We start from the raw sequence: 13,109 nt of genomic DNA on the forward strand, positions 1-13,109 counted from the left end.
CCCTATTTCTGTTTCCAAGGCACCCTTTGAAGCTAACCCACTTTAAATACAAGACTCGTAAAGGCCCAGACTACCGACATGGCGATCAGGTGTCTTTTATGGACATCAAACAGACCTTTGGTATGGGAAGCATTCGTGTCGGAGCTTGGGTGACGAAAGAAGAGAAAGAATTGGCTGCAAATCTGATATTCGATTCTTTAGCAGATTTGGCCTATATCTTGGCTCTACCACCTGAAGCAATTGGCCTTCGAGGCACGTTAGGTTTAGCATTCGGCAGTGGTGGTAGAAAAGGTGTACAAGCACACTACGCCCCAAATCAAAGAGAACTCGCCCTAGCCAAGAACGCCGGCGCTGGTGCGCTAGCGCATGAGTTCTGGCATGCCTTTGATCACTATATAGCTGAGAAAGCATTTGAGATTGGCGATACCTCAGGTCCTCGTAAGCAGATCTTGTTTGCCACCGATTGTTGGTTACACGATAGAAAAGTACGGCCTCATCCATTAAACGAGTATTTGATGTCTCTCTTCGATGCTACCCTGCTAAGCGACAACAACCTGGATAAACACGATTACGTTGCACGTAGTGTTATTGCAGACAAAGCAATGTCTACCCGTTACTTCTCACTACCTACAGAGATGATGGCGCGCGCCTTTGAAGCTACCATAGAATCTTGCTCAGAGATCGAAAACTCTTATTTAGTCGATGGTACGACCAAAACGGATATGCTCCCTCTCTATCCAGACCTCACGCATCGCAAAGAGATTTATCAAGCACTCCAAGGTTATTTCGCGCCGTTGGGTCGTTCTCTAAGTAAGTAACGTTTTAAATCGTTAGGAGGAATAGGTGATCCAACAGCGGAAAGTGTTTATAGTCGGTACTCAAATTTCAACATCCATGATTTAGAGGCAGTAATGATCAGTTGGCCATCTTTGGTAAAACTCGACGGTGACGATGAGCTTATTTACGTCGCATCCGAGAACGATTTTCAGGCAGAATGCTCAGACATGATCTTGGGCGAAGATGATTATCTCATTGATTCTGAAGGCGATAGCTACTCGCTTCAATCAAACTCAAATCAACTGTCTCTAGCGAAACGAGCAAACCAATATTCGGTTGAAAGCGTGACTAAACTTATTCGAAATCACGAGTTCCAGAAGGCAGAAGTGTGTCTGATGAAGATCCACTTCCTGACCATTGAAGAAGCGATTCAGTCTTTGGCTTTTGAGCCACGTTAATATTGGTTTAGAGCTCGTATCAAAGCTAATGCCCAAGACAGATTAAACAAAAACAGCGCCTCAATAGGCGCTGTTTTTCGTTTCTTATCTCGTTATCGCTAGTTTAATTAAGCGATAAAAATCTGAGCCAATGCGTAGCCTAAACAACATGCGCCTACTACACCGATTAAACCAACCGACATGAATGAGTGGTTGAAGTACCACTTACCAATCTTGGTTGTGCCAGAGACATCGAAGTTCACTGTTGCGATGTCTGATGGGTAGTTCGGGATAAAGAAGTAGCCGTAAACTGCTGGCATCAAGCCGATAAGCATTGCTGGGTCTAGCCCTAAGCCAAGGCCAACAGGTAGCATCATACGTGCAGTTGCTGCTTGAGAGTTCACCACAACCGATACAATGAATAGCGCTAGTGCGAACGTCCATGGGTAGTTAGTCACCATTTCCACGATGCCCGACTTAAATTGAGGCATTGCATATTGGAAGTAAGTATCCGACATCCATGCGATACCGAAGATAGCAATCGCCGCCACCATACCCGATTTGAATACCACGCCGTTTGGCACATCACGCGGATCAGTTTTAGTTGCCAGCAAAATGATACCGCCGAAACAGAGCATCATCATCTGGATGATCACTGACATCTTGATTGGCTTGTCGCCGTCTACGATGGTTCGGATCTCTGGCACCATTGCCACGATGACAATCACGACAATCGACAATAGGAAAATCAAAACCGCATTACGAGCCGAAGTTGGCAGAACTTCATCCAAAGAGGTCGCGGTGGTGCTTTCAATGCGTTTTTTCCACTCAGGATCTTTCAAGCGCTCTTGATAATCAGGATCGTCGTTCAGTTCCTTACCGCGTTTCAAGCTGTACAGAGAAAGCAAAAGTGTGCCGAACAGCGTTGCAGGAACCGTCACCATCAAAATAGAAAGCAGAGTTATGGAATGTTGAATATCTGAAAGCTGCGCGAGGTAGTACACCACTGCTGCTGAGATTGGCGATGCAGTAATGGCAAGTTGAGATGCAACAGAAGCCGCTGCCATTGGACGCTCAGGACGAATCCCGTTCTTCAATGCCACATCACCGATGATAGGCATGATGGAATACACCGCGTGGCCAGTACCCAATAGAAAAGTCATCGAGTAAGTCACAAACGGAGCTATCAAGGTGACGCGTTTAGGGTTCTTTCTCAACACCCTTTCCGCCACTTGCAGCATGTATTTTAAGCCACCGGCCGCTTCGAGGATCGAAGCACAGGTTACCACCGCGAGAATGATCAACATGACGGTGACAGGTGGAGACGTTGGTGGCATCTTGAAGACAAACACCTCGATAACCAAACCAATACCAGAAACAACACCTAAGCCAATACCGCCATACCGAGACCCGATATAAAGGACGACTAATAAAAATAGAAACTCAAAATACAACATAAGCAACCCTGCTAAAAATGTGGACTAATGTTATTTTCTCCCTAAGCTCAGCCATTTACTTATTGCTTGGTCACACTATGATTGTAGGTTCACGTCAATTGTTTTTTATAAGATTATGGTCACGCTAGCACGCCCATAAGTTTATGAAATGTAATAAGAAGCCAGACGCAAGACCTAGATTTGTTATGTGGAATAATCATAATTGTTTCTGTTAGATCTGGATGGCCTATAAAACATCAAACTCATAACTTAACGGTATGTTTTCAATCACAATCAATTACACTTAAAGTCACTCAGAAGCATATTGCCGAGCTGATTGGATACATTCTTACTGAACGCTGACTCGCCTATCACTAGACACTATGTCAAAATACCCGCCCTCACGACGACAACACAGAAAGAACCACGTATATGAATTTTCAAGCTGCTATTTTTGATATGGATGGACTGCTGCTCGACACCGAGCGACTTTGTATGCAGGTTTTTGAAGAAGCATGTCACGCGCAAGGTGTTCCGTTTTTGCAGGATGTTTACCTAGGCATCATTGGATGTAACGCAAAAACCATCGAACAGATTTTTCGAAATGGCTACGGTGAAGGGTTAGATTACCCCGCGCTGAATAATGAATGGCGCACGCGCTACAGTGCGATTGTTAAAAACCAAGCGATCCCCGTAAAAGACGGCGTGATTGAGTTGCTAGAGTGGCTAAAGTCGAATGACATTCCAATCGCGGTGGCAACCTCAACTCAGCTAGATATCGCAAAGAAAAAGCTTGAACTGGCAGGCCTAGATTCGTACTTCACCTCGTTAAGCACAGGCTGCGAAGTGACTCACGGCAAGCCTCACCCAGAGATCTACTTACTGGCGGCAGAACGCCTAGGTGTTGCGCCTGAAACTTGCTTGGCGTTTGAAGATTCAAACAACGGCATTCGCGCTTCTATGGCAGCCAACATGATCAGCTTCCAGATCCCTGATTTGGTTGAGCCTTGTGAAGAAGTAAAAGCGCTTGGACACACCATCAGCCCTTCTCTGCACGATGTGTTAGCACAGCTTCAACAAGCTGCAGCTTAAGCTCTGACTGCCGTTGATAATGCTTTTATCTGTCTCGTCCTAAAATACGTAGACAAGCCTCTCTATTAAGCCGACTCACAGAGTCGGTTTTTTTGTTGCTATTCCTTTTATAAAAGATAAAAAATCGCGCTTGAAACTGTTACAGTCGATGTGAAATAAATGCTAGGTAATCAATAAGATTGCTAACGTCTAAATATGGAGACAGAGACGCGTGAAGGAAAAGTTTGAAGACCAACTGCTTGATTTTGCACAGCAAGAAATGACACAAGATGCGGCGCACGACATTAGCCACATCAAGCGCGTCGTCAAAACCGCCAAGGCATTGTGTGCTCAAGAACAGGCTAAGCTTGAAGTCGTGCTGCCCGCCGCTTATCTTCATGATTGCTTCACCTTTCCTAAGAACCATCCAGACAGAGCCCAAAGCTCGCAAATGGCGGCCGACAAGGCTATCTCTTTCCTCAAATCTATCGAGTATCCCGCGCCCTACCTTGATGAAATCCACCATGCTATTGTCACTCACAGCTACAGCGCCAACATCACACCAGAAACCTTGGAAGCTCAAATCGTCCAAGATGCCGATCGCCTAGATTCTCTCGGTGCGATTGGTATTGCACGCTGCCTATACGTGGGTCAAAGCTTTAACGCAGAACTCTATAACCACCAAGACCCGTTCGCGGAACATCGTGACTTGGATGACAAGCATTACAGCGTCGACCACTTCTACGTGAAGCTGTTTAAGCTCGCTGAAACCATGAATACAGAATCCGCCAAGTTAGAAGCCAACAAGCGCACCGACTACATGCGTGGTTTTCTCGCTCAATTGGCGACAGAAGCTTAAGCTCCTTTTCATATAGAAATTAGTCCCCATATCATAAAGAATCGCTTTAGTTTGGAACCTTCAATGACCCAAGAAAAATTCGACACCATTTATCAACGTGCGGCTCACCGTAAAGGCGGAGCGGCCGAACTCGAAAAGATTGTCCGTGCGCCCCTTTCACAAGCCGAGTTATCACAAATCACTGATGACCGTTGGCTGGCCGCTTTTACCGAAAAGGTCTTCCAGTGTGGTATTTCGTGGAATGTGGTGAGAAAGAAGTGGCCACAATTTGAAGAAGTATTCTTTGAGTTCGATATTGAAAAGATGCTGATGCTGCCGAATGAGATGTGGGAACAGAAAGCGCAAGACCCGCGCATTATTCGCCACCTCACCAAGGTAATGACCATACCTGCCAACGCCATGATGATCCACAATGCCAAGCGTGAAGCGGATTCCTTCTCGCAAATGGTTGCCGACTGGCCATCAGAACGTATCACCGAGCTGTGGGATTACCTGAAAAAACACGGCAAGCGATTAGGTGGTAATACTGGAGCCTACACTCTGCGCCAAATGGGTAAAGATACTTTTATCTTATCTTCTGACGTTGAAGCGCATCTGCGCAGTACCGATGTGGTCGATAGTGGTCGTAACACCAAGCGAGCACAACTGGCAGCGGGTAAAGCCTTCAACGAATGGCAACAACAATCAGGCCGTAGCCTGAGTGAAATAAGTCAGATCGTTGCATACAGCTGTGGTGATAATCGCGTTTAGTTGGATTAAAAATGGCTTAAAGCTAAAGATTGCACACAGTTCCTCGCAAACTAAATGTTATAAGTCATTAACAAACAAGCGTACATCGCACTTTCACTCGGTGGCATTGTATAGATAAGTGTATACAATGTAGGGTAGCACTCATGAATTATTCTCGATTAACCCTATCCGACTAAACAAGGGCCCTTATCTCTATGACAGTTCTCAAAAACTCTGTCTCCAAAGGTGTAAAAACTAAAGTAACAGGCCAGACTCAAGACGATGTTGTTTACTGCCATATCTTCGACGCGATACTAGAACAAAGGCTGCCACCAGCCACCAAATTAAGCGAAGAAGCCCTCGCAGAAATCTTTGGCGTTAGCCGTACTATTATCCGTCGTGCCTTACTACGACTCTCTTTGGAGCAAGTTGTGGTGATCCGCCCTAACCGAGGAGCTGTGATTGCGGCTCCAACAGTAGACGAAGCCAAACAGATATTTAAAGCACGTGAAGTAATGGAAATTGCTATCACCGAGCTAGCCGTTAAAAACGCGACCAAAGCTCAAATCGAAGAGTGCAGAAAATTGGTCGCGAAAGAGAACTGTGCTTTCGACCAAGGTGATTACGGCTCTGGCTTACGTTTGTCTGGAGAGTTCCACATCAAACTGGCTGAAATGGCCGAAAACGCTCCACTGCTGGCTTTCCAACGCAGTTTAGTATCGCAAACCTCACTGCTGATCGCTCAATACGAAACGGGCAACCACTCAAACTGTTCTTTAGACGAACACTCCGGCTTACTGGATGCAATAGAGTCAGGCAACGAACAACAAGCCGTCGAGTTGATGCAAGAACATCTAAGCCATATTCGTTCTAAACTCAACCTAGACAGCAGCACAGCTTCTAGTGATCTACATGTGGTATTCTCCGATCTGCTTAAGAGCAAGTCATAGAAGATTCAACAAGCGATTAATAACTATCATTCAACAACTTCTTGTTAACAGCTTTTTGTTAACAAAATTGGAGAGAAGTAAGCCTGTGCGTTTACTTCTCTTTTTTATGCCCCCTCCCCTAAAAATAAAGACGACGATCGGCTCACACCCATCTAAAACACTGCCTATTCTAGCCTCAACAACGATCTTAGCCTCTACCGAATCACTTCCAACAGCGCCATAAACCTTGCCTTTATCTTGTATACATAGTTATCAATTCATTCACGCCATAAAACTGCTCACCCTCAATTCAAACCCTTATAAAACAGACGACTACAACCAAAATTAAATTGTATACAATTCACTACAACCTCTCTTTGTTGCATTTTTGTAAATAAATAGTTGACCACAGGGTCAGGATGGATAATTATTGACCTAGAAGTCAAAAAGAATACACATGGAAATATGTCGATTTACAAGGAGGTCTCTTGATTACTTTTTTGCTCAATCAGGAAATAAGACGTGAAGATAATCTGTCGCCAAATATGACAGTGCTCAACTACCTTCGTACCAAGGTGAATAAAACGGGTACAAAAGAAGGTTGTGGGTCGGGTGACTGTGGTGCATGTACGGTAGTTCTGGGTGAAGTGGTTAATGGACAGCTGCAATACCGCTCGGTGAACTCTTGCCTAACTTTCGTTTCAGCGCTGCATGGCAAGCAACTGATCACAGTAGAAGATCTACAAAACCGAGATCGCTCTTTGCACCCAGTACAGAAGGCGGTGGTAGATTTTCACGGTTCACAGTGTGGTTACTGCACACCGGGCTTCATCATGTCGATGTTTGCACTAGGCAAGAACAAACCCGATGCAAGTAAAGAAGACGTCATGGAATCACTGGCGGGTAACTTATGTCGCTGTACTGGCTACCGACCAATTGTTGATGCTGCGATGTCACTTTCAACAGACCAGCCTTTGATCGACCAATTTGCTGAGCTTGAACGCAACACCATCAAGAAGCTAGAAAGTATTCAAGACACCGAAGCCAACTTACGCCTTGGTCACCTCACCGCTTTTTCCCCGAAAAGCACCGATGAACTGGCCAAGCTTTTTCAAGCGCATCCGAACGCTAAGCTGGTTGCTGGCGGTACGGATTTAGCACTGGAAGTGACGCAACTCCATCGCGAGATTGAAACACTGATCAGCGTGAACCTTGTTGAAGACATGAAGGTATGTGAAGAGACCGACACCGATTTAATCATTGGTGCCAACCTGCCTATCAGTGATTCTTACTCACTACTGAAAAAGCACTACCCAGATTTTGGTGAACTGTTGCATCGCTTTGCTTCACTGCAAGTACGCAACCAAGGCACCATCGGCGGCAATGTAGCCAATGCTTCACCTATCGGTGACACCCCTCCTCTGCTGATTGCCCTGAACGCGAAGATCAAACTTCGTTGCGGTGACGAGTCTCGCACAATGCCGATTGAAGATTACTTCATCAGCTACAAAGTGACAGCGCAGAAAGAGAGTGAGTTCATTGAACAGATCATCATTCCTAAAACAAGCAACGACAGCTTTCGAGCTTACAAACTGTCTAAACGTTTAGACGATGACATCTCTGCGGTGTGTGGTGCGTTTGATATTCAAATCGAAGATGGCAAGGTTTCTTACGCTCGTATCGCCTTCGGTGGTATGGCTGCAACACCTAAGCGCGCGGCGCGTTGTGAAAATACGTTATTAGGTAAACCGTGGACAGACGCTAATATTAAGTTAGCGATGCAGGAACTGTATAACGACTTTGAGCCGCTATCTGATTTCCGTGCCAGCCAAGAATACCGTTCATTGTCGGCGGCCAATATGTTGCGCCGTTACTTCATTGAACGACAGAACAAAAACAACCAAATCGAAACAAGGGTAACGTCTTATGTCTAAATCAAATTCCTCTGGTCACAAGAGCAATGCGATGACCCACGAAGAGATGGTTACCATTGCAAAACAAGACCTAAAAACTGGCGTAGGTAAAAGCGTTAAACACGACAGTGCAGCCAAGCAAGTCACAGGCGAAGCGGTGTACATTGATGATCGCCTAGAGTTCCCGAATCAGCTGCACGTATACGCACGCCTGAGCACGCAAGCGCACGGCAACATCACCAAAATAGACCTATCTCCGTGTTACGAATTCGAAGGCGTGGCGATTGCCATTCAAGCCAAGGACGTACCGGGTGAACTAGATATCGGTGCCATCCTACCGGGTGACCCACTGCTCGCTGATGGCAAAGTAGAATACTACGGCCAACCTGTGATTGCCGTGGCAGCCAACGATTTAGAGACGGCACGCAAAGCCGCACATGCAGCCATTATTGAATACGAAGAGCTACCCGCCATTCTTGATGTAAAAGAAGCGCTAGAGAAAGAGCACTTCGTAACAGAAAGCCACACTCAACAACGTGGTGACTCGAAAGCCGCGCTGGCAAAAGCGAAACATGTGATCTCAGGTGATCTAGAGATCGGCGGCCAAGAGCACTTCTACCTAGAAACTCAAATCAGTAGCGTGATGCCAACCGAAGACGGCGGCATGATCGTGTACACCTCGACTCAAAACCCGACCGAAGTTCAAAAGCTGGTCGCGGAAGTAATTGGCGTACCGATGCACAAAGTCGTGATTGATATGCGTCGTATGGGTGGTGGTTTCGGTGGTAAAGAGACTCAAGCGGCCTCTCCAGCATGTATGGCTGCGGTTATTGCCCACCTTACAGGCCGACCTACCAAAATGCGTCTGCTACGTAACGAAGACATGCAGCAAACCGGTAAACGCCACCCGTTTTACAACCAATACACAGTCGGTTTTGACGACAACGGTGTGATTCAAGGTGCCGACATTACCGTTGCAGGTAACTGTGGTTACTCACCAGACTTATCAAGCTCAATCGTAGACCGTGCAATGTTCCACTCAGATAACGCCTATTATCTAGGCGATGCAACTGTAGTAGGTCACCGATGCAAAACCAACACAGCATCGAACACCGCATACCGTGGCTTTGGTGGCCCGCAAGGCATGATGACCATTGAACACATCATGGACGAGATTGCGCGTTACCTGAAAAAAGATCCTTTGGAAGTACGTAAGGCAAACTACTACGGCGAAGAAGGCCGTGACGTGACCCATTACTACCAAACCGTTGAAGACAACTTTTTACCTGAGATAACCGAACAGCTTGAACGCAGCAGTGACTATCACGCACGTCGTAAAGAAATCGCTGAGTTCAACAAGCAAAGCCCTATCTTGAAGAAGGGCCTAGCGATCACACCAGTGAAATTCGGCATCTCGTTTACTGCGACTTTCTTGAACCAAGCAGGTGCGCTCATCCATATCTACACCGATGGCAGTATTCATTTGAATCACGGCGGTACGGAAATGGGGCAAGGCTTGAACATCAAAGTGGCACAAATCGTTGCACAGGAGTTCCAAGTCGATGTCGAACGTATCCAGATCACCGCTACAAACACAGACAAAGTTCCGAACACATCACCAACCGCAGCCTCATCGGGCACCGACCTCAACGGTAAGGCCGCGCAAAACGCCGCAATGACCATTAAGCAGCGACTGATTGATTTCGCTTCTTCGCACTTCAAAGTGTGGCCTGAAGAAGTGGTGTTTAAGAACGGCATGGTGCAGATCCGCGATGAGATCATGACCTTCAACTCGTTTGTTGAACTGGCTTGGTTTAACCAAATTTCGCTATCGAGCACGGGCTTCTACCGCACTCCAAAGATCTATTACGATCACGAGAAAGCGCGCGGTCGCCCGTTCTATTACTACGCGTATGGCGCTTCTTGTTCAGAAGTTATCATCGATACCCTAACCGGCGAGAACAAGATTCTGCGTGTCGATATTCTGCATGACGTAGGCGCTTCATTGAACCCAGCGATAGATATCGGCCAAGTAGAAGGTGGCTTTGTGCAAGGTGTTGGTTGGTTAACGACGGAAGAGTTGGTTTGGAACCAGCAAGGCCGCTTGATGACCAATGGCCCAGCGAGTTACAAGATCCCAGCTATTGCTGATATGCCGATTGATTTCAGAACGCACCTTTTAGAAAACCGTAACAACCCAGAAGACACCGTCTTCAACTCGAAAGCCGTGGGTGAACCGCCTTTCATGTTGGGTATGTCAGTATGGAGCGCACTGAAAGATGCCATTAGCTATGTCGCCGTCGATGGCGCGATTCCTAAGCTCAACACACCTGCAACGCCAGAGCGCATTCTGATGGCGATACAGGAAGTGACTGAAACGGCTCCGACTTCGGTCGATGCACAATCAGAAACGGCTTAATCAGGTTGATTTAGAGCTTAGGAAGCATAAAAGGGATTTAGGAGGACATATGTTTAAGGATAATTGGATTCACGAACTGGCAAAACTGGAAGAGAACTACGAACCGTGTGTGATGGTGACAGTGCTCGAAGACAGAGGTTCCGTTCCACGCGATGCGGGCACCAAAATGCTTGTTACTCGTGACCGAATCATCGCTACGATTGGTGGTGGTCACCTTGAACATGTGGCCACTAAAATGGCGCGTGAAATGCTGATTGCCAGCGAAAAATCACTCAAAGTAGAACGCTTCAACCTAGGTGCCCGTTTAGGCCAATGTTGTGGCGGAATGGCAACATTAAGCTTTGAACCGATTGGCACTCAGCAGAATCACCTTGTGCTGTTCGGCGCTGGCCATGTTGCCAAAGCGCTGTTGCACATTGTCGCAACCCTGCCCTTCCGTGTGACCTGGATTGATGAACGCGAAGAAGTATTCCCTGAAACGCTACCACACGGTGTGAAAAAGCTTGTTTCAGATGATCCGGTTGGTGAAGTGAAACACATGCCGCCGAACAGCTATTACCTTGTGATGACCCACAACCACCAACTCGATTTCGATTTAACCAAAGCGATTATCGACCGTGAAGACAGCCGTTACTTCGGCATGATTGGCTCGCTTACCAAACGTAAGAAGTTCGACTTCCGCTTAGAGCAACGCGGCTACAGCCAAGAGCAAATCGAAACCATGATTTGCCCGATTGGCATTAGTGCTGTGAATGGCAAACATCCGGCTGAAATTGCGGTATCGGTTGCGGGTGAACTGATCGCACACTATCAAGGCCAAGCGCTTGAACAAAAGCGCCCAACCAAACACTATCGAAATCAGGATTTGACCGAGCAACACAGTCAACCAAGCGATGTAGGCGAACCACCTTTGGAAGAGAAGATCGCCTAGTACAAGTCGCAAAGCTTCGGTAGCCATAACGTTACTGAAGTCATTAAAAGGAAGTAAACATGACAACGCAACGCAAAGCTTATCGCGCCAGTATTTTACATAGCGTAGCCGATCCAAAAGATGTCGGTATCGATGAGTCTTACGACTATTTTGAAGACGGTGTTTTAGTCATAGAGAACGGCCATGTCGTCGATTTAGGGCATGCCAATGAAGTATTGGCTCGCCAGCCTAAAACACTCGAAGTAAAAGAATACAAAGACAAGCTGATCACCTCTGGCTTTATTGATACGCACATCCACTACCCTCAAACGGGTATGATCGCGTCTTACGGTGAGCAGCTACTTGATTGGTTAGAGAACTACACCTTCCCTGAAGAAAAACGCTTCAAAAACCCCGTCTACGCACAAAAAGTAGCCAAACTATTTCTTGACGAACTGGCCAGCAACGGTACGACTACAGCATTGGTATTCGGCACCGTACACAAAGAGTCGGTGAATGTATTCTTTGAAGAAGCCGAAAAGCGTAACCTACGCATGATAGCGGGCAAGGTACTGATGGATCGCAATGCGCCCGATTACCTCACAGATACACCAGAATCAGGCTATGCTGAATCCAAGGAACTGATTGAGAAATGGCACAACCGCAGACGTTTGCTTTACGCCGTGACACCTCGCTTTGCCCCAACCAGTACACCAGAGCAACTTGCTACTGTCGGTAAACTGCTAGAAGAATATCCCGATGTGTACATGCATACTCACCTTTCTGAAAACGAGAAAGAGATCGAGTGGGTGAAATCGTTGTTCCCAGAGCGCAACAGTTACCTAGATGTTTATGACCATTACGGATTGCTTCACAAGCGTTCGGTATTTGCTCATGGTATTCACCTTTCTGATTGTGAATGCAAACGCCTTGCCGATACTGAATCTGCCATCGCATTTTGCCCAACCTCAAACCTATTCTTAGGCTCGGGCTTGTTTCGATTACCTGAGATGGAAGATCACGGCATTCGTGTCGGTATGGGTACCGACGTAGGCGCTGGTACTAGCTTCTCAATCCTGCAAACCATGAGTGAAGCGTACAAAATCATGCAGTTACAACATAAGAAGCTGCACCCGGCTAAGTCGCTGTTCTTAGCAACACTAGGCGGGGCACGTTCACTGCATTTAGAAGACAAGATTGGGAACTTGGAAGTCGGAAAAGAAGCGGATTTCGTGGTATTGGATCTACACGCCACTCAGCTGATGCGTTTTAGAATGGAACAAACCACTAAGCTTGAAGAGAAACTGTTTGTATTAATGAGCTTGGGTGACGACAGAACCGTTAGCGAGACTTATATCTACGGCGAAAAAGCCTACGACGTTAACTTTAAAGATTATAAGAAGCTCGTTAGCTAATCTTAAAGTCGAGTAACAATCGCTAGATAGCGGCAACCGTCGTTTATTAAATAATCCGTCCAGATTTATCTAGCTTTTAAAGACCAGCCGTTAACACTGCTGGTCTTTTTTTGTCATTAATTCAAAGAAATATAAATTATTGCTCATCGTGTGCTTCATACCCATGACGTGGCCGGCTTATATTGATAGGTTAGGTTTACTCGGTGAGAGTTTG

11 protein-coding genes are annotated in these 13,109 nt (G+C 46.4%); 10 read left to right on the forward strand and 1 reads right to left on the reverse strand.

Going from position 1 to position 13,109, the window contains the following annotated elements:
* Positions 1-26: 26 nt before the first annotated feature.
* Together ACFI6G_RS14000 and ACFI6G_RS14005 are read left to right on the forward strand one after the other, a co-directional pair.
* Positions 27-818: a CLCA_X family protein gene (locus tag ACFI6G_RS14000; protein ID WP_032544918.1), complete on the forward strand. Its 792-nt coding sequence runs from the start codon at positions 27-29 to the stop codon at positions 816-818.
* A gap of 93 nt (positions 819-911) precedes the next feature.
* Positions 912-1,235 carry a DUF4144 domain-containing protein gene (locus ACFI6G_RS14005; protein ID WP_010432783.1) on the forward strand — a complete coding sequence of 108 codons (324 nt, stop codon included), beginning with the start codon at positions 912-914 and terminating at the stop codon, positions 1,233-1,235.
* A gap of 107 nt (positions 1,236-1,342) precedes the next feature.
* On the opposite strand, the gene ACFI6G_RS14010 is transcribed toward ACFI6G_RS14005, so the two are convergent.
* Complete coding sequence (locus ACFI6G_RS14010; protein WP_462710315.1) at positions 1,343-2,671, reverse strand: anaerobic C4-dicarboxylate transporter; 1,329 nt, start codon at positions 2,669-2,671, stop codon at positions 1,343-1,345.
* 411 nt (positions 2,672-3,082) lie between these two features.
* Between ACFI6G_RS14010 and ACFI6G_RS14015 the strand changes: the two genes are divergently transcribed.
* From ACFI6G_RS14015 to guaD, 8 genes are all read left to right on the forward strand, one after another.
* Positions 3,083-3,742 (forward strand): HAD family hydrolase, encoded by a 660-nt coding sequence (locus tag ACFI6G_RS14015; protein ID WP_462710316.1) that lies wholly within the window; start codon positions 3,083-3,085, stop codon positions 3,740-3,742.
* A 211-nt stretch (positions 3,743-3,953) separates the two neighbouring features.
* Positions 3,954-4,580, forward strand: coding sequence for an HD domain-containing protein (locus ACFI6G_RS14020; RefSeq protein WP_462710317.1), 627 nt, complete (start codon positions 3,954-3,956; stop codon positions 4,578-4,580).
* A 63-nt stretch (positions 4,581-4,643) separates the two neighbouring features.
* Entirely contained in the window at positions 4,644-5,330 is a 687-nt protein-coding gene (locus ACFI6G_RS14025) for a DNA-3-methyladenine glycosylase I (RefSeq protein WP_010432771.1), read from the forward strand.
* A gap of 194 nt (positions 5,331-5,524) precedes the next feature.
* The gene (locus ACFI6G_RS14030) at positions 5,525-6,259 is read left to right on the forward strand and encodes a GntR family transcriptional regulator (RefSeq protein ID WP_010432768.1); all 735 of its coding nucleotides are present in this window, start codon (positions 5,525-5,527) and stop codon (positions 6,257-6,259) included.
* 467 nt (positions 6,260-6,726) lie between these two features.
* Complete coding sequence (xdhA, locus tag ACFI6G_RS14035) at positions 6,727-8,172, forward strand: xanthine dehydrogenase small subunit (RefSeq protein WP_022570952.1); 1,446 nt, start codon at positions 6,727-6,729, stop codon at positions 8,170-8,172.
* Positions 8,165-10,570: a xanthine dehydrogenase molybdopterin binding subunit gene (gene xdhB / locus ACFI6G_RS14040; protein ID WP_462710318.1), complete on the forward strand. Its 2,406-nt coding sequence runs from the start codon at positions 8,165-8,167 to the stop codon at positions 10,568-10,570. Before xdhA ends, xdhB begins: the two co-directional genes overlap by 8 nt.
* A 49-nt stretch (positions 10,571-10,619) precedes the next feature.
* Positions 10,620-11,501 carry a xanthine dehydrogenase accessory protein XdhC gene (xdhC, locus tag ACFI6G_RS14045; RefSeq protein ID WP_462710319.1) on the forward strand — a complete coding sequence of 294 codons (882 nt, stop codon included), beginning with the start codon at positions 10,620-10,622 and terminating at the stop codon, positions 11,499-11,501.
* Between the two features lie 59 nt (positions 11,502-11,560).
* Entirely contained in the window at positions 11,561-12,895 is a 1,335-nt protein-coding gene (guaD, locus tag ACFI6G_RS14050) for a guanine deaminase (protein ID WP_010432757.1), read from the forward strand.
* Positions 12,896-13,109: the final 214 nt, after the last annotated feature.

It is taken from the genome of Vibrio sp. PSi01 (assembly GCF_054960695.1).